The sequence below is a fragment of the Alteromonas sp. W12 genome (assembly GCF_001924945.1).
Classification (GTDB): Bacteria; Pseudomonadota; Gammaproteobacteria; order Enterobacterales; family Alteromonadaceae; genus Alteromonas; species Alteromonas macleodii.
Genome location: NZ_LQXH01000011.1, coordinates 142,795 through 161,575, shown reverse-complemented (window position 1 = coordinate 161,575; position 18,781 = coordinate 142,795). Strand labels below are relative to the sequence as shown.

At 46.1% G+C, this 18,781-nt stretch carries 11 protein-coding genes; 6 read left to right on the top strand and 5 right to left on the bottom strand.

The features are described 5' to 3' along the window. The first annotated feature begins 9 nt into the window (after positions 1 to 9). The 3 genes from AWH61_RS17450 (at position 10) to AWH61_RS17440 (ending at position 5,156) form a co-directional block, all read left to right on the top strand. A complete protein-coding gene (locus AWH61_RS17450) occupies positions 10 to 1,149 on the top strand; it encodes an efflux RND transporter periplasmic adaptor subunit (protein WP_075177776.1) in 1,140 nt (379 codons plus the stop codon). Beyond that, positions 1,149 to 4,295 (top strand): efflux RND transporter permease subunit, encoded by a 3,147-nt coding sequence (locus AWH61_RS17445; protein ID WP_075177775.1) that lies wholly within the window; start codon positions 1,149 to 1,151, stop codon positions 4,293 to 4,295. Before AWH61_RS17450 ends, AWH61_RS17445 begins: the two co-directional genes overlap by 1 nt. A gap of 165 nt (positions 4,296 to 4,460) precedes the next feature. Further along, positions 4,461 to 5,156 carry a DUF2982 domain-containing protein gene (locus AWH61_RS17440; protein WP_075177774.1) on the top strand — a complete coding sequence of 232 codons (696 nt, stop codon included), beginning with the start codon at positions 4,461 to 4,463 and terminating at the stop codon, positions 5,154 to 5,156. Positions 5,157 to 5,185: 29 nt separating this feature from the next. Here the strand turns inward: AWH61_RS17440 and AWH61_RS17435 are convergent, their stop codons facing one another. Further along, positions 5,186 to 8,314, bottom strand: coding sequence for a hybrid sensor histidine kinase/response regulator (locus AWH61_RS17435; protein WP_075177773.1), 3,129 nt, complete (start codon positions 8,312 to 8,314; stop codon positions 5,186 to 5,188). A 326-nt stretch (positions 8,315 to 8,640) separates the two neighbouring features. Between AWH61_RS17435 and parC the strand changes: the two genes are divergently transcribed. The 3 genes from parC (at position 8,641) to AWH61_RS17420 (ending at position 13,707) form a co-directional block, all read left to right on the top strand. Beyond that, positions 8,641 to 10,926: a DNA topoisomerase IV subunit A gene (parC, locus tag AWH61_RS17430; RefSeq protein ID WP_014975471.1), complete on the top strand. Its 2,286-nt coding sequence runs from the start codon at positions 8,641 to 8,643 to the stop codon at positions 10,924 to 10,926. A gap of 63 nt (positions 10,927 to 10,989) precedes the next feature. Further along, positions 10,990 to 11,526, top strand: a complete 537-nt coding sequence (locus tag AWH61_RS17425) for a heme NO-binding domain-containing protein (protein WP_014948016.1) — start codon at positions 10,990 to 10,992, stop codon at positions 11,524 to 11,526. Between the two features lie 12 nt (positions 11,527 to 11,538). Next, positions 11,539 to 13,707 (top strand): putative bifunctional diguanylate cyclase/phosphodiesterase, encoded by a 2,169-nt coding sequence (locus AWH61_RS17420; protein WP_014975472.1) that lies wholly within the window; start codon positions 11,539 to 11,541, stop codon positions 13,705 to 13,707. A 65-nt stretch (positions 13,708 to 13,772) separates the two neighbouring features. Here the strand turns inward: AWH61_RS17420 and AWH61_RS17415 are convergent, their stop codons facing one another. The 4 genes from AWH61_RS17415 to AWH61_RS17400 all read right to left on the bottom strand — a co-directional run bounded on the left by AWH61_RS17415 (position 13,773) and on the right by AWH61_RS17400 (position 18,446). Continuing rightward, the gene (locus tag AWH61_RS17415; RefSeq protein WP_075177772.1) at positions 13,773 to 14,579 is read right to left on the bottom strand and encodes a DUF1338 domain-containing protein; all 807 of its coding nucleotides are present in this window, start codon (positions 14,577 to 14,579) and stop codon (positions 13,773 to 13,775) included. Between the two features lie 117 nt (positions 14,580 to 14,696). Next, the gene (astD, locus tag AWH61_RS17410; protein ID WP_075177771.1) at positions 14,697 to 16,166 is read right to left on the bottom strand and encodes a succinylglutamate-semialdehyde dehydrogenase; all 1,470 of its coding nucleotides are present in this window, start codon (positions 16,164 to 16,166) and stop codon (positions 14,697 to 14,699) included. Positions 16,167 to 16,179: 13 nt separating this feature from the next. Continuing rightward, a complete protein-coding gene (gene astA / locus AWH61_RS17405) occupies positions 16,180 to 17,217 on the bottom strand; it encodes an arginine N-succinyltransferase (RefSeq protein WP_014948020.1) in 1,038 nt (345 codons plus the stop codon). Positions 17,218 to 17,237: 20 nt separating this feature from the next. Continuing rightward, on the bottom strand, positions 17,238 to 18,446 hold the full coding sequence (locus tag AWH61_RS17400; RefSeq protein ID WP_014978113.1) for an aspartate aminotransferase family protein: 1,209 nt from the start codon (positions 18,444 to 18,446) through the stop codon (positions 17,238 to 17,240). Positions 18,447 to 18,781 lie beyond the last annotated feature (335 nt).

Sequence of the window (18,781 nt, the reverse complement as noted above, 5' to 3'; positions counted from 1 at the left end):
GGAAATGTTATGACTGCTGCAACGACGCCTTCTAAAAGTGGCAAACTCTCACTTATTATCGCTATTGCCGTTTTTACTGCAGCGTTGGTCATTCTTTTGATGACAGCAGGTCTTGGCAATGCGACACAAACGCCAGAGGCAAGAGTTCCCGTTGCAGTGTCCACTGGAACAGTCAAAATTCAATCGGGCTTTGAAACTCCAATCAATGTTTTTGGGCTAATCGAATCCCCGCGGGCCACTTCGCTTTCATTCGATATGGCAGGGCAAGTCAATACATTACTTGTAGAAGAGGGCGATGTAGTAAGCAAGGGAGATGTTCTAGCCCGTCAAGATATTCAGCGTCTCAATGCCAGAAAACGTGAGCTTCAAGCCTCACTTGAGCGTGCGAACGCCGACCTTGAACTTGCTAGAGTAAACAGCGAAAGAACCACGTCGTTGGTTGAGAAAAAGCTAGAATCAGCGCAGCGACTAGACGAAACCAAGGCAAGTCTCAATGTCGCTAAGGCCCAAGTTAGTGAAATGCAGGCCGCCCTTGAATCACTGAATGTAGAAATAGAAAAAACGACCCTTATTTCTCCCTTCGATGGCGTAGTCAATCGACGCTTTTTTGATGAAGGCAGTGTAGTTAGCGCTGGAACTCCCGTGTTTGGAATTACGGGCATAGAGAATTATCAGGCTCGTTTCGCGGTACCTGCCGATGTTGTGGATCAGTTTGACCTTAATGAGCCGGTGCTGGTTAGCGTCGGGGATATTGATGTGGCGGGAACTGTTACGCAACGCTTACCTGTTCGCAACGTGCAAACGCGAACCGTTGATATTTTAGTGACATTAAATAGTAATGAGCGGGTACGCCCCGGTGACATGGCCATTTTGTCTGGATTTCGTTCTCACTCTGAGACAGGAAGTTGGCTGCCGGCTAACGCGCTAAGCAACGGCTTGCGCGGTTTGTGGCGTGTATTTGTTTTATCAAACGAGCAAAACGCCACCCTTGAAGCCCGTGTAGTGGAAGTTGTATATACCGACGGAAACAACGCGTTTGTGCGCGGAGCGCTCAAAGATGGAGAGGTTTACGTAAGCGAAGGTACACACAAACTCGCACCTGGCCAAATGGTATCAATCCCCAGTCAACATCAAGCTGGGGCACGCTAATGAAGTCATTTAACTTCGGCTCAGATAAATCTTATCCATGGTATACCTTATTTTACCGACGAGGGCATTTACTCATACTGAGTCTTCTGGTGCTAGTCACAGCAGGGTTGTCAGCATTAGGCTCTCTGCCGCGTATTGAAGACCCGCGAATAGATACGCGAAACGCATTAATCATCACTCAATACCCAGGCGCATCGGCGGAACGGGTAGAGGCTTTGGTTAGTGATGTGCTTGAAGACAGGCTTAGAGAAATATTTGAAATAAAGGAAGTGAAGTCCACGTCGCGTGCTGGTATCTCCATCATTCTCATAGAGACGCAAGACTGGATAAATAATTCAAGTAACGAACAATTATTCAGTGAAATTCGCGACGCCATTGGCGCTGCCGCCGAGTCATTCCCTGAAGGTGCAATGGCGCCAGTTTTCGATGAAAAGCGCGGCGCGACAGCGTTCACTTTATTGCTATCTGTGCGAGCAGACCACTTTGAAAATACCCCTATTACACTCACCGCGCGTTTGGCTCAAGAACTTACAGACAGGCTGCGAAACGTTAACGGCACTGAGCTAGTGCGTGTATACGGCGCACCGCAGGAAGAGATTAGCGTCAATATCGACCCTATTAAGCTTGCCGCAACGGGTCTTACCTTACAGCAAGTAAGCAATTTAATAAGCCGCGCCGACCCCAAATTGCCTGCGGGAATGCTTAACTCCCAGCAAAGTAATTTGCGCTTTACAGTGGGAGAGGGCTTAAATGGCGTGAACATGATTGCTTCAATTCCCTTAGTTAACGAGCAAGGCCGCTACTTACGGGTAGAAGACGTCGCTACAGTGGAGCGCAGTTTTACTACCCCTCGCAACGAAGTGGCATTTCTAAATGGTGAAGAGTCTATATTTGTGGCAGCGCGTATGCAGCCGTCACTGCGTTCTGATGTATGGACAGAAAATGCATTAGCAGTAGTGGAGCAGTTCAATAAAGACTTCAGCGGAACCTTAACCGCTACCGTCGCATTTGAGCAAAACGAATATACCGCTACTCGCCTTGCTGACTTATCGATGAACCTGCTTATGGGCTGCGCCGTGGTCATGGTGGTTATTCTACTTTTCATGGGGTTTCGTGCTGCGTGGATTGTGGGCCTGGCACTTCCCTTATGCGCCGCTTTTGCCTTGTTCTCTTTAAGTTTTTACGACGAGCAAATTCACCAAATGTCTATCTTTGGCATGATCATCGCCATTGGTTTACTAATCGATAACGCCATTGTTATTACCGATGAAATTCGCATTAATTTACAAGATCCTAATTTAACGCGAGTAGGTGCTATGGCCAAAAGCGTTTCACATCTATTTGTACCGCTGCTGGCTTCAACGCTGACGACCATTTTAGGCTTTATGCCCATCTTTCTTTTAGATGGAAACATTGGTGACTTTGTTGGCCCGATTGCCATTAGCGTGGTGATGGCACTTATTGGCTCGCTGTTTATTTCTCTTACTATCATTGCAGCCCTCGCTGCCCGATTTTTGCCAAAGCACGACAATAGTTCGCAACATGAAATAGCATCGAAGGCGTGGTGGAAAGTGGGGTTACAAGCGCCAGAGCTCAGTCTCGCTTTTAAAAAGCAATTGGGTAGATGGGTTAAACAGCCAATTTTGGTGTTACCGGTTATTGCTATCCTTTGTTTATCGGGTTTTATATTGTCGGGCACCTTGGCCAATGTGTTTTTCCCAAGTGCAGATAGAGACCAGTTCGAAGTGTACCTGTGGACCAAAGAAGGGAGCAGCATCGACAACACAACGAACTATGTTAAAAAAATAGATAGTGCTATTCGCAGTGAGCAAGGCGTGAAACAAGTAAGTTGGTTAGTCGGGGGCTCTGCGCCGTCGGTGTACTACAACCAGATGATGACGCGTGACAACATGCCTTATTTCGCAAATGCTGTGGTGTCGACAGATACAGTGGATGACGCTGTTGCGCTAGTGGGCAAACTACAACAAGAGCTTGATAGCGCGTATCCAGAAGTACAAATTGTAGTGCGAGCCTTTGGGCAGGGTCCGCCTATTGCGGCGCCTGTTGAGGTAGAGATTTTCGGCCCTGATCTGAATGTGTTGAACGACCTAGGCGACAAAGTACGCATGTTAATGTCTGAAGTCGACGGCATTTCTCAGTCTATAACCAGCGTTTCAATGGGAGAACCCGAGCTTAAAATAAACGCGGACAGCGATAACCTGTCTTACTTGGGGCTTACGCTTTCCGAGCTTGCCAATCAAATGCAGATAAACTTTTCAGGTATTACTGGTGGTTCTGTTTTGGAAAGCACAGAAGAAATTCCTGTACGCGTAAGGCTAGACGAGGCGTATAGACAAAATGTAACGGGCGTAGACGCCATGCCAATTCCGGTTGCAGGAGACAATGCTATTTCTTGGTCGCCACTTGCTGCTGTAACAAACTTAACGCTTCAGCCTGCAACCAGCAGTATCACGCGTCTCGATGGTGAAAGACTCAACCGTATTCAGGCGTTTTTGCTTCCTGGTGTTCCGGCCATTGATGCAAGTAACCATTTGCGAGATCTGCTCGAAAGTCGATTAATTCTTCCCGAAGGATATCGTATTCATTTAGCTGGAGACGCTGATGAACAGCAGCAAGCATTAGGTAAATTAGCGACCTATGCGCCAGTGCTGTTGGTTCTTATGGTAACTACGCTCATTCTGACTTTTACCAGCTTGCGCATGGCGGGTGTAATCGGATTAGTGGCAATACTTTCTGTAGGGCTGGGTATGTTCAGTCTTTGGATATCTGGATTGCCGGTTGGGTTTAATCCGCTGCTAGGTTGTGCAGGCCTTATTGGCGTAGCAATCAACGGATCGATAGTGGTCATTGCCGCTATCAAGGCGAACCCCAAAGCAAAGCAGGGAGACACGAAAGCCATTGTTGAAGAAACCATGAGCTGCAGCCGCCATATTTTATCGACTACTTTCACAACGGTAGGTGGATTGATTCCTTTGCTATTGTTCAGTGAAGGTAGCTTTTGGCCGCCGTTGGCCGTGGTGCTGGCTGGTGGAGTAGGGTTCTCGGTAATCTTGTCGTTAGTCTTTACGCCAACTATAGTGGCTGCTTTTCAACGATACCGTTATAGAAATCACACATTGGCATAATTTTACGGTTAAACTATCCCTTTTTAACCCACGTATAAATTAGGCTTACTTAGCGTATGCGAAAATCAAATCCTCTTTTGCGTTGGTGGCAAACCGACTGCGTTAAGTGTAAACGCATGAGACTTTATATCGTTTGGGCCGTAATCATGTTGGTGGTGTATTTTTATGTCTGGTACTAGTGTCGAACCAATCTATATCCGAGCTGCCTCGAAAAGTAACGGTATTACTAGCCTGGTGCTGGGCTGTATCGGTTTGTGTATTGCGGCACTGTGGTTAGCCTTTCTTCCCGATTGGCTGTTCTTAGCGGGGATTTTTATCACCAGTGCCGCGTTAGTGTGCTTGCTCGTAGGGTACTTCAAAATTCGTGAGCCCGACTATAGTTTGGAAATAGCCAAAGACTATATTACTTATCGCCACCGTCTGGGCAGTTGGCGCATTCATTGGGACAACCTGCTGCGCGCAGATTGCCCCCGTGTTCGCCATGGGCTGGAGCATATTCCCCTTGAAACCATTGGTTTCAAAATCAAAAGTTACACGGATTTCCTCAATACGATTTCACCACGGCTTGCAACGCACTTGTTAATGGAGCAGCGGCCATTGCTAATGCAGAACACAGATGAGAATTGCGCCTCTGGAAGCTGTTACGAACAATCTATGTTTGATGATAAGCAGTACGTTATGGAAGACGGGACCATCATTAAAGGCATTAAAGCTATGCTGGCACATCGTATGGTAGAGCTAAGAAAGCGCCTTGGGTATGATATTTTTATCGCGAGCTCAGAGCTAGATAGGGATGCCAGCGAGTTTGCAGGACTTATTGCTCAGTGCCAGAAAGCTAGGCAGTCTTCTGAAGCCAGCTAAGCTCATCGTAGCAATTAGACTTTATTTGCCTAGCTGCGGCTGTCCTTCAATTTACTCTCGTTAAGCACTTTCTTGGCTTCGGCAATAAGGGCTGGTAAGTTTTCCTCGACTAGCTTGTGCTGACCAAGTTTAAGTGAGCTCTCTGTTTCGTTGGCTAAATGCTGCATGCGCGGCAGACCTGTATAGCAACACGCACCGTGGAGTTTGTGAACTTCGGTCTTAAGCCCATTGTAATCTTGATCGTCCCAAAGCGCCGAAAGTGTCTCGATAGTTTCGGGCAGTAACGCAATAAAACTGTCTAACATTTCTTTTGCTGTATCTTGATTTTGATTCGCTCGTTTAAGTGCTAGCTGCCAGTCGATAGAGGGAAAGACGATTTCACCGGGCTCAACATTGTGGCACCACGAATTGATAAGCGTAATAAGTAGCTCAACCTCAATAGGCTTAGGTAAGTAATCGTCCATGCCAGAGGCAAGCAGTCTTTCTTGCTCTTCTTTAAACGCGTGGGCTGTCACTGCCACTATTGGGGTACCCATATTCAGCGGTGATTTACGAATTTCTCGGGTGGCCTGCAGTCCGTCCATGCCTGGCATCTGCACGTCCATGAGAATTAAGTCAAACTCTTGAGTCTGGCATTGATTGACGGCGTCTTGTCCACTGATCGTTGTGGTTAGCTCGACAGGAGAATGATCGAGCCACGTATGCAGCAGTTTAAGATTCATTTCCATGTCATCAACGGCAAGAATTTTAGCTTTTGGTAGCGTGCCTATTTTCTCTTGCATCGCATTTTTAGCTGGCGTTGTATGGTGGTGCACCAGGCTATCTAACTTGGTAAGCGTCATCGGCATACGCGCTTGTGAATGGAAATGTTGCGACAGGCTTGGGTATTGCGCAAAAGGTTCAGGGCCGGAATACCAAAGTATGCGCTTTTGCGCAGGGAATTGTACAAAACGACTTAAATAGGTATCCCGCAATCCCATCTTACTTACCGGCACAGTTGCCATGAAAAAGTCGTACTGGCCTTTAAGTGACATCAAATAATCTAGTGATTCAACAGAGGTAACCTGCGCACCCAAAATCGATAACATGCTTGCACTTGAGCGACGTGTTGCAGGTACCGGGTCGAAAATAACCACGTTCTTACCTTTCCAGTCTTCACTACTAGTTAACGCATATTTCTGGCTTAACTGGTTCATACGTAGTGATACGTTAAACGTAGAGCCTTGGCCTAATACACTTTTTAGCGTTAGATCACCGTTCATTAAGCGAACCAGCTCTCGACTGATCACGAGACCTAATCCAGTGCCTTGGTAATTACGGTTAAGGGCGTCGTCTACTTGCGAGAAGGCGTTAAATAGCTTTTTTCTGTCCTGTCGGCTTATTCCGATACCTGTGTCTTCAACGGTAATATTTACTTCGTGAATACCATGAGGAAGCGAGCGTCCGCCCACCGAAAACGTAATGGTACCGCTGGACGTGAATTTGAGTGCATTACTTAACAAGTTATTGAGCACTTGCTTAATACGAAACACATCGCCAATGAGTTTTTCAGGGAGCGGGTGCAAATCAAATACAAATTCGATGCGCTTGCTGTGGGAAGATTTAGCCATGATAGTGACCATTTCTTCGAGCAGCTTATTAGGCGAGAAAGGCTGATTATTAATTTGCAGTTTACCGGCCTCAATCTTAGAAAAATCGAGGATATCGTTAACGATTGTTAGCAGGTTATCCGCGGCCGTATTTACAATTCTGACTTGCTCTTGCTGGTCAGTGGGCAGCGACGCATTGTTCAACTCTTTGCTGAACCCCAAGATGGCATTAAGAGGTGTGCGAATTTCATGGCTCATGTTGGCCAGAAATTGAGATTTAACGTTACTGGCTTTTATCGCATCTTTGCGCGCGATATCTAAACGGGCATTCTGCTCTTCAATGAGCTCCATATTGTTGCGCAAATCATTTGTTGCTTGCTCAACTTCGCTTTCCAGCTGGCCTCTGCTTTTCTCCATTAATGCAAAGGAAAAGAGCCCTGCTTCTAAGAAAACACCCACCTGAAAACAATAGGTGGTGAAGTCGTTGGAAGGTAAAATTCCGATAAGGCTTAACATACCTATAATTGCGCCGGTGGCGAGCATACTCCATGCAAATATGAAGTAACGCGCGGGCTTAAACTTATTGAAAAATGCTTCGAACCCGGCGTAGATATAACTCAATATCGCCACAAGACCCACGCCGTATACTAGGTTGTTCTTCCAAATAGAAGGAAGCAGATCGACGAAGCACACCAGCCCTGTTAACGCTTGGCAAACCAACAATAAGTTAATGACAGGATGTGCCGTGGGAGAGTGCTTTTCCGTTTCCAAGAACGTCTTGGTAAAAAAGCCTGAGCTTATACCAATAATTACGAATATCAGCTCGGAATGCCCAACCAGCCAAGAGGGGATCCCCTGACTAAACAGCAAGTGCGTATGGCCGCCCCACACAAACTGCCACAAAATAACCGCAGCGATATAGCCAACATAGGCAATCAGACTTTTTTCCCGCACGCCAAAAAATAGAGCAAGGTTATAAATAGCGAGAATAAGCAATCCGCCGTAGAAAAAGCCCCAGAGCAAGCTGTCCATTTGGAAGTAGCTGCTATGTAGCGGTTCGGCTTGAATTCGAAGTGGTGCAATTAGGCTAGATGAGCGACTTTCAATGCGTATGTAAAGGTCGACAGGATCGCTATCAGGCAGCTCAACACGAAAGGTTGGAACACGAAAACGCTGTTCTTTTTGAGCTTTCCCCTGATGGCTTTGCTTTATTACCTTGCCGTTTTGCACCAAATAAAAATCAACACTGTCGAGTTGGCTGAAATTTATTGAGAACACCCAGTGTTTATCGTTTGAAACATTGGCAACAGAAGTGAGTAGCCACATGCCATTATTACGAAACCCAAAGTTAGGGTTGTCATGGGGATGCATAAGGAAGTCATTGCGCCTTCGTGATACATCGCTGATAGTAAGCTGATAATCGGTTTCAAATAAAAAATACAGAGAGTCTGATAAATCTAGCGTACTTTCTTCATCGAAGAGCTGCTCGATATGCTGCGCGCTGGCATTCGAAGGCAGGTAACTGCCTACAACAAGAAATAAAAAAAAGAATACGCGAAAGATAGCCATGATTATCTGTACTTACGTTACCGTTTGATTAGGGGCTTTATTATTTTTTAGTTTTACTCGTAAGAGTGAAAATTGAACGGCAAATTTCACCCAATGCTATTTAACCACTCTCTTTGAAGAATAACAAAACAAACCCTCACCCCATACAATGAGTAAGACCCAAAAGTCGCGACAATTGGTTTCAAGGATTGCACACAAATGCGGTTTACCCCACAATAGCCTTTAACGCTCGCGAGCTTTCACTAAGTGGTGCGCTAAATTGACCACAATAGACAGCCTAACTAGCACGAGCGCATTGGTATTAATAACAAAACGAAAAAACTATCATGAGTGACGAGATCATCATTAATCGCGATGGGGTAGAGCAACTTCCTCTTCGACGTTTCACCGAAGACGCTTATCTAAACTATTCCATGTACGTCATCATGGACCGTGCACTTCCACATATTTCGGATGGCTTAAAGCCTGTTCAGCGACGCATCATTTATGCGATGTCAGACCTAGGGTTAAATGCAAACGCCAAATATAAAAAATCGGCGAGAACCGTAGGTGATGTGCTGGGTAAGTTTCACCCTCACGGCGATTCTGCCTGTTATGAGGCGATGGTGCTCATGGCTCAGCCTTTCTCTTATCGCTACCCTTTAGTAGATGGTCAAGGTAACTGGGGTGCGCCGGATGATCCGAAATCGTTTGCTGCCATGCGTTATACGGAAGCTAAGCTCTCGCGCTTCTCTGAGGTGCTGCTGAATGAACTTGGACAAGGTACGGTAGATTGGGTACCTAATTTTGACGGTACGCTAAACGAGCCTAGCGTGCTTCCAGCTCGCTTGCCACATATCCTATTAAATGGCGTGACAGGGATTGCCGTTGGCATGGCGACGGATATTCCTCCTCACAACGTGAGAGAGTTGGCCAACGCGTGTGCCATGTTGTTAGACAACAGCAAAGCCGAGCTTAGCGATGTGCTAGAACACGTTAATGGACCTGACTATCCTACCGAAGCTGAAATTATTACGCCAAAGTCTGATATTCAAAAACTGTACGAGACTGGGCGTGGTTCTATAAAAATGCGCGCGGTGTATATGGAAGAAAACGGTGATGTTGTCATTACCGCTCTACCTCACCAAGCGTCTGGTGCCAAGATACTAGAGCAAATTGCCGCGCAAATGCAGGCGAAAAAGTTACCGATGGTAAGCGATCTTCGAGACGAATCGGATCATGAAAATCCAACCCGTTTGGTGATTACGCCTCGCTCAAATCGCATCGATGTAACTCAGCTGATGCAGCATTTATTTGCAACTACCGACCTAGAGAAAAACTACCGGGTCAACTTGAACATGATTGGCCTAGACGGTCGCCCTCAGGTGAAAGATTTACGTACGATTTTGTCTGAATGGTTGCAGTACCGAAAAGATACCGTGACGCGCCGCTTGCAATACCGTTTAGATAAAGTGTTAGCGCGTTTGCATATTTTAGAAGGTTTATTAATTGCGTTTTTGAATATCGATGAAGTTATCGAAATTATTCGCACGTACGACAAACCAAAACCAGAATTAATGGCGCGATTCGGTTTAAGTGACACGCAAGCGGAAGCAATTCTGGAATTGAAGCTTCGTCACTTAGCCAAGTTAGAAGAAATGAAGATTAAAGGCGAGCAAGATGAACTTGCAGAAGAGCGCGACAAGCTCCAGCAGCTTCTAGGCTCAGATCGCCGTCTTAAAACCCTAATTAAGAAAGAAATCCTTGCAGACGCTGAAAAGTACGGTGACGACAGACGCTCACCTATTGTTGAGCGTGGTGAAGCTAAAGCGCTGTCTGAAAAAGAGCTGGTACCTGCTGAGTCTGTAACCGTTGTGCTGTCAGAAAAGGGCTGGGCACGCTGTGCAAAAGGTCACGATATCGATGCGGAAGGTTTAAGCTACAAAGCTGGTGATGCCTATTTATCCAGCGCCGAAGGCAAGAGCAATCAGCCTGCCGTGTTTATGGATAGTTCAGGTCGTACTTTCTCTTGTGACGCTCATGGATTACCTTCTGCACGAAGTCAGGGAGAGCCGCTAACAGGCCGCTTCAGCATAGTGGGTGGCGAGTCATTCCAACACGTCATTATGGCGCAAGACGAAAGCAAATTCTTAGTAGGTTCTGATGCAGGCTACGGCTTTGTCGGCACATTTAAAGATATGGTGAGTAAGAACAAGGCAGGTAAAGCCTACTTATCATTGCCTACTGCGGCGAAAGTGATGAAACCAACACCGGTTACAAATCCAGACTCCGATTGGTGCCTAAGTATTTCTAATGAAGGTCGCATGCTCATGTTCCCACTACGCGACTTACCAAGTTTAGGTAAAGGGAAGGGGAACAAGCTTATCAATATTCCTTCTGCAAAATCGCAATCTCGAGAAGAGTACGTGAAGGTGCTTGCTGTTGTACCTGATGGTGCCGCAATTAAAGTGGGAGCCGGTAAGCGCAACATGACACTGACGGCTGACGACCTTACCCACTATCAGGGAGAAAGAGGCCGAAGAGGGAATAAATTACCGCGAGGACTACAGCGGGTTGATACGGTTGAAGTTGTCTTACCCAGCAAGGACGAAACATCTGAAGATTTGTCATAAAGTTTAAGTTGTTCTTATGCTTAGGTGAACTACACTCAAAAAGGGATTAGATGAGGAATTTACATGCTAGGCATAGTTTTTACATCGTTAATCGATATGCTCGAGGAGAAAGTTTCTCCTGAGTTTGCTGACGATGTCATCATGGAAGCTGGGTTAGAAAACGACGGCGCTTATACCGCAGTGGGCTATTACCCGTTTGAACAAATGCAACGCCTGTTAGGTGTGCTGGTGGAGAAAACGGGTAAGTCAGCTAACGAGCTACTCTACGATTTCGGCTATTACTTATTTGGTAAGTTAGGTGCAGTGCATGGCGACGTGCTGGCCAATACAGAAGGCATGTTGGATATGCTGGAGCACTTGGACGGCGACATTCATGTTCAGGTTAAGAAGCTCTACCCAGACGCCGACCTACCCCGATTTACGGTGATATCCAGAACCGATAATACCATGCGCTTACAGTATTATTCTGAAAGAGAATTATATCCTTTAGCAGAAGGCTTGATGGACGCAGCCGCAGCTCACTACAACTGCACCCTGGAAAGGGAAACCCATCAACTAGATACGCCTCATACCTACGAATTTAGTATATCTCTCGTTTAACGGAGGCATGTTATGTCAGATGGAACAACGCATAGCACGCCTTCTGGTAGCGACCGCGCTGCGTTACTTGAAAGGCGTTTAAAGCGAGAGCGAAATGCGAGAGAGCAAGCCGAAGCTTTGCTGAGAGAAAAGACGCAAAGTTTGTATGCTACGCTTCAAAAAAGCCAAAGTGCACAGAAAGATTTGGAACTTGCACTATGGGCGTCGCAGGAGTCTTTTTGGAATTGGGAGGCAGAGAATGACATTATGGAATTTCGCTCATTCTCACTACATTCTGAAAGTGTATCTACCTGGTCAGGCACCTTAATTGAGCTTCTAGAGCGGGTACATGAGGACGATTTAGACGGTCTGCAGTTTCACTGGAGCATGGCGCTACACGGCAATCGTGACCGTATAGAGTTTTCCTTTCGCTTAAAGCTCGACAGCGATTTTCAGTGGGTAAGGCTGCGCGGGCGCGTGCTAAAGCGTGGAAAAGCGGGTGAAGCGCTTCAAATTGTTGGTACCACAAAAGACATTACTCAACAGCGAAAAGCTGAACAATCGTTTCACTTAATGGCCTCTGCTTTTGCGAGCTCACGTGAGCCCATGTTAGTACTCTCACCTGATCTTGTTATCACAGAATGTAACGATGCATATATTCAGCTGATTGCTGCGCCTTTCAAAGAGCAATGCATTGGTTTGGATTTCAACCAAATATTCATTGCTGAGAAAGTCGATAAAGTGCAGTTGGCGCTTGATAAACAAATTCGCTTCGAGTCGAAAGTGAAGACGCAAAACGGTGAAATTAAGGTTGTCGATATCTCGGTGGCTTTGTTTGAGACCTACCAGCAAACGTCATCTTATTTGATTGCCACAATGCGCGACATCAGCGATAGAAAACGCAACGAAGCCAAACTACGTCAACTGGCATTGCACGATGAGTTAACCGGCCTTTCCAATCGCAATTCGCTGCGTGAGTCCATCTCCGGGTTAGTACAAAAAGAACAGCACTTTATTTTGGTCTTTATTGATCTGGACGGGTTCAAAGCAATTAACGATAACGCAGGGCATGAAAGAGGGGATATTGAGCTTCAGCGCGTAGGAGCGCTCCTTACTGCCATATTCGGCCCGATAGGGGAAGTCGGCAGGTGGGGTGGTGATGAGTTTATTGCCGTATTGCCTAATCAGAATGTTGAGGAAATTGCTGAACGCTCTGAGCGGCTTATCAGCCAGATAGAAGAAGACGCCATAACCGTAAAAACGTCGGAGCTTAGGCTGTCTGCCAGTATTGGCATTGCTGAATTTCCAGAACATAGTGATAACCTAGAAAGCTTGGTGCAGTGTGCCGACGCCGCAATGTACCGTGCGAAAGAGCTGGGTAAAGGGCAGGCGTTTATTTACGAGTCAGGTCTCTATGAGAGCATGACCCAGCAGGTCAGTATGGTGAATGACTTGCGCAGAACGGTAGAGAACCACCTTCTCGATTTCTATATTCAGGGTAAATACGATCTAAACGGCGAGTTAAAGGGCGGTGAAGTACTGTGTCGCTGGATTTCAGGCTTGCACGGTGTTGTATCGCCAGCAGTGTTTATTCCTATAGCAGAAGAGCACAAGCTAGACAGTGCCATAGGCCTTCAAGCGCTGGAAGCGGCATGTGATTACATTTCAATAATGGAGTCGCAGCAGGGTGATGCCATTCCTTTGTCTGTGAATATCAGCGCTAATCAGATGCTTGACCCAGAATTTCCAAATCAGGCAATGTCTATCTGTATGGATAATGATGTGTCTCCCGAATTTATTGAACTAGAGCTCACTGAGTCGGTCTTTATTCGCGATGAAAAATCAGCACTTAGAGCATTAAACACGTTGAGAGATCATGGGTTTAGACTGTCTCTGGATGATTTTGGCAGTGGCTTTTCATCTCTTAGCTACTTGCGAAGTTTCCAGTTTGAAGTGGTTAAGGTGGATAAAAGCTTAATTCAGGGTATTCACCAAGATAGCAAAGCCAATGCGCTATTTAATGGTTTGATAGCCATGTTAAAGAGTTTGCAAATAGATGTGGTGGCTGAAGGAGTAGAGTTGGAGTCTTATTTGCCTTTTATGGAGCAGGCCGACATTCAGCTGATGCAGGGGTTTTACTTTGATAAACCAATGCCTTACGACCAGTTCTTGGCAAGGCATACTACAGAGCCTAATCGGTAATGTCTTCAGCTAAGCATAAACAAAAAAAGCCCTATCGGGCTTTTTTTAATGATTAAGCAAGCTCGTTACTTAGCATTGGTGCTTTCAAAGATTTTATCTGCCGATGCGGCAACAAAGCCTTTGTAAATCTTACCATCAGGCATTTCATAGCGTTGTGCAAACTCGTAGAAGCAGCTTGGAATTGCCACAGTTTCGTCGCTAAACGCTACGTCAGCACGGTCAGCCATCGTTGATGATTGCGCTAAAAATACATCTGGCCCACCTTTAATTTCGCCGCCAGAGGTGTTTAGCACAAAGCCTGCTTCTTTAAGCAATGTGTTTACGTCGGTAAGCTCGTCAGTACGGGTTAAGTGATTAACACTTACCGTAAAGTGGTTAGCACGGAAGCCCCATGCTGCCATCCACGCCGCGTATTCTGATTCGTTAAGCAGTGTGTCGTATTCTGCTTTAGTAACGTCCCAATGTTTACCCGAGTACAAGAAGTTATCTGCATCCACTACAGACTCAGGCATTTGATCAACCATCTTCTTGATAATTGCTTGAGCAGTTTCAGAAAGCTCATTTACACGAAGCTCACTAATAAATACTTTTGGTTTAGTATCGTCAGGGTGCTCGAAATGCTTTGCAGTAAGCTTTTTCGCTTCAAAGTCATAGTCGCCTTTAGCTTCATAACCCAATGCTAAGAAGTGCGCAGCAAGCTTGTCTAAGCGGGTTTTATCAAGAGCAAAAGTTCGAAAAGCTACATGGTCGTTAACGATGTCGTTCGTGTTTTCTTCACCCGCTAAAAGTGCATGAATTTTGTGCGCTGAGGGAGTGATGGTAACGTAATCGTCCCACATGTTGCTAAACAACGTATCGATGTTGCTATGCATGGTGGTAGGGTCCTTTCTGTCGTTGACTATTTTTAAACGAATAGTTCGTATAGGGTTGGTACTAAACTGGCCGACACAAAAATCATGTCGGCCTTTTTATAACGTGAAAAGCTTGGGTTACATCGACAAGCCTGGGCTTAATTTGCCCGGCATAGTAACTTTATCAAGCTCAACTGAAGCAACTGGGTACGCACAGTAGTCGGCTGCATAAAACGCACTTGCTCTGTGGTTACCGCTGTCGCCCACGCCACCAAATGGCGCAGCACTGCTTGCACCTGTAATAGGTCTATTCCAGTTTACGATGCCCGCGCGAATGCGTGCGAAGAAGTAGCGATAATCTTCTTCGTTGTCGCCTAGAAGACCTGCTGATAAGCCAAAGCTGGTGTTATTCGCTTCTTCAATCGCAGCGTCGAAATCGCTGTAACGAATTACTTTAAGTAGTGGACCAAAGTGTTCTTCATCAGGCAGTGAAGCAAGCATGTCAGTCACATCAATGATGCCAGGAGTAGCAAAACCTTTGTTCTCATCTTTTTGTTCAAGGCGAACCAGTACTTTACCACCAAGGTTTTCAAGCTCTTGCTGTGCTTTTACCATCAGTGCAGCGGCATTGCTTGAGATCATTGCGCCCATAAATGGTTGATCTTCAGCGTCATAATCACCCACCTTAATATTCTTGGTCACTTCGATTAAGCGAGCAAGGATTGCATCACCCTGTGCATCGGCTGGTAAGAATAGGCGACGTGCACACGTACAGCGCTGACCGGACGTAATGAAAGCAGATTGAACGATGTCATGTACGGCAGCATCAACATCAGCCACATCTTTAACAATGAGTGGGTTGTTACCACCCATTTCAAGAGCCAAAATTTTACCTGGGTGACCTGCGAACTGCTCGTGCAAGATTTTTCCTGTGCGTGAGCTACCCGTAAAGAAAAGACCATCGATATCGTTATGCGACGCCAATGCCTTACCTGTTTCAACTTCACCTTGTACTAGGTTGAGTACACCCGCTGGCAGGCCAGCAGCATCCCATAGCTTCACCATTTCTTGTGCAACCATAGGCGTCAAATCGCTTGGTTTAAACACAACCGTGTTACCTGCAATAAGGGCTGGAACAATGTGTCCGTTTGGCAGGTGGCCAGGGAAGTTGTATGGGCCAAATACAGCAACAACGCCGTGAGGCTTGTGTCGAATGAAGGCTTTACCTACAGGCATTGGGTTTTCAACGTTACCCGTGCGTTCAAAATAGGCTTTTTCAGAAATACCAATTTTGCCCATCATGGCGCCAACTTCAGTGGCAGTTTCCCATTCTGGCTTACCCGTTTCTTTAGCCATAACTTTGGCAAGGTGCGCTTTAGCTTCTTCTAGTTTAGTGCCATAAACCTTAATAATCTCAAGACGCTCTTCAACGGTTTTCATGCTCCATGCTGGAAGTGCAGCTCGAGCAGCGTTAATTGCGTCATCAATTTGAGAGGCTGTCGCAGACTTACCTTCCCAAATTACTTCGTTTTTTGCAGGATCAATTGACGTTAAGTCATGACCTTGTCCGGCAACCCATTCACCGTTGATAAAATGTGTATGTAGCATAGTGGGTGTCCTTTTAATCTCTGAATGTAACGGGGGCGAAGCGTACGTGCTCTCCCTCTTTGACATTCAATGCAGCAGCGGCTTGGCGAGATAGTACGGCAACTTGCTTTTCTTCGCTTACCGTCATCTCGGTGGCAACTGCACGAAAATCAGATACTGATGTATTAATGATGTAGTGCGTTTGCCCTTGGGCAGCAGCGCTATCGTCAATCACTACAGGCAGTTTTAAACTCGACTGAGCCGTGCGGATGTGGCTTAAGTTTGCTTCTACCGTCGGGCCTGCGTCGAAAATGTCTACGTAGCCGCGGCAAGAAAAGCCTTCTTCTTCAAGAAGCTGAAGAGCAGGGCGTGTTTTGTCATGGACTTCGCCAATGACTTCCTGCGCTTCTTTGCTAAGCAGATTTACGTATATCGGGTACTTCGGCATAAGTTCAGCAATAAACACTTTATTACCAATGCCAGTTAAGTAGTCGGCAGTAGGAAAATCCATAGAGAAGAAATGGGTTTCCAACCACTCCCAAAACGGTGAGCGTCCTTCTTCGTCACTCACACCGCGCATTTCAGCAATAACTGTCTCTGAGAAGCGTTCACGGTGCTCCATCATGAACAAGAATCGAACCTTTGAAAGGAAGCGGCCGTTTATGCCGCCGCGGGCTTGTTCGCGAAGAAACAGCGTACATATTTCAGTAACACCGGTGTAGTCATTACAAAACGTTAGAATGTCTACCGTGTTGTGAATGTTAAGCTCGCGCGAGGCGTGCACTACTTTGCTTAGGTGGTAATGATAGAACGCATCGTCTATACCAACAGCCGCTTCAATACCTGTTGTTCCCACTACCTGTCCGGTAGTGGTATCTTCCATTACAAACAAGTATGACTCATCGCCAGGTTCGGTTACGTTTGGTTTGTTAAACGCAGTTTCTGCACGATCAATTTTACGCTGCAGCAACTCGTCGTTGACAGGTAAAGACGTAAAGCCAATACCTGATTCAACGGCGATTTCTTTAAGCGCGTTATAGTCGGCCTTCGTGATAGGGCGAATGATATTCATGTTCGCTACTCGTGTTGTAATTATTCGGCGTTTACAACGGCAGCAACGGCGCGTTCAAAACGTGCAAGACCTTCTTTGATGTCTTCATCAGGAATAACCAGTGAAGGCGCAAAACGAATAACGTTCATGCCAGCAACAAGACACATAAGGTTCTCTTTCGTTGCAGCCATCATGAAGTCACGTGCACGGCCTTGGTATTTCTCATTTAACGCACAACCTAACAGCATGCCTTGACCACGTACTTCTTCAAATACGTTGTACTTTTCATTGATAGCACCTAGTAGTTCACGGAATAGGGCTTCTTTCTTAAGTACACCTTCAAGCACTTCTGGCTGGTTCACGATATCTAACGCTTTTTCCGCAACAGCACAGGCTAGTGGGTTACCACCGTAAGTACTACCGTGGGTACCTGGCTTAAGGTGTGCAGCGATGTCTGCTGTGGTAAGCATGGCACCAATTGGGAAGCCGCCACCAAGAGATTTAGCGGTTGTTAGGATATCAGGTGTTACGCCAAGACCCATGTAGGCATAAAGGTGACCAGTACGACCAACACCCGACTGAACTTCGTCAAAAATAAGTAATGCGTTGTGCTTGTCACAAAGCTCGCGAACGCCTTTTACGAAATCTACATCAGGTGGAATAATACCGCCTTCACCCTGAAGCGGTTCCATCATTACCGCGCAGGTTTTGTCAGAAATTAGCGCTTCAAAGGCAGCCAAATCGTTGTAGTCACAGTGGTCAACAGCGCCTGGCTTAGGACCAAAACCGTCAGAGTAAGCAGCTTGACCACCTACTGTTACGGTAAAGAAGGTACGGCCGTGGAAACCTTTGTTGAAAGCGATGATTTGGTTTTTGTCTTCACCGTGCTTGTCCAGCGCCCAGCGACGAGCTAGCTTCAATGCTGCTTCGTTCGCTTCTGCGCCTGAGTTTGCGAAGTAAACTCTATCTGAAAACGTTGCGTCATTTAGCTTTTTAGCTAAACGAAGGGCTGGCTCGTTAGTGAAAACGTTGCTTAAGTGCCAAAGCTTGCTGCCTTGTTCATTGAGAGCTTTCACAAGCTCTGGGTGACAGTGACCTAAAACGTTAACTGCAATACCGCCTGCAAAGTCGATGTACTCAGCTCCATCTTGATCCCATACGCGTGAACCTTCACCTCGAACAGGTACCATACCTGCTGGGTTATAGTTAGGAACCATTACATCATCAAATGTAGCGCGAGTTACGTTCATCTTTGTTACCTCTGCGTTGGGCGCCAATCACACTGTGTGATTTGGCTTATCGAATCTATGAGCACATTTTAGTACTACTTTGGTCGATAAGCGTTAATTGGGCGCGTAAAAACTAATCGGATTTGTTCAACAGTATGCCATTTTTTTTAACATTTGTCTTCTATGCAAAGGGCTGCAGCCCTTTATTTATAAGGACTGTGGCTTAATTTGCAGGAAAAGTGAATAACTATTAACTACTGGGCTATATCAATTAGTAATAATCAATTTTTGCGCTGAGAAAAGGGCTGCATACGGGTTTTAATGCACTGTGAGGCAATAAAAAAGGGGGGATAGGA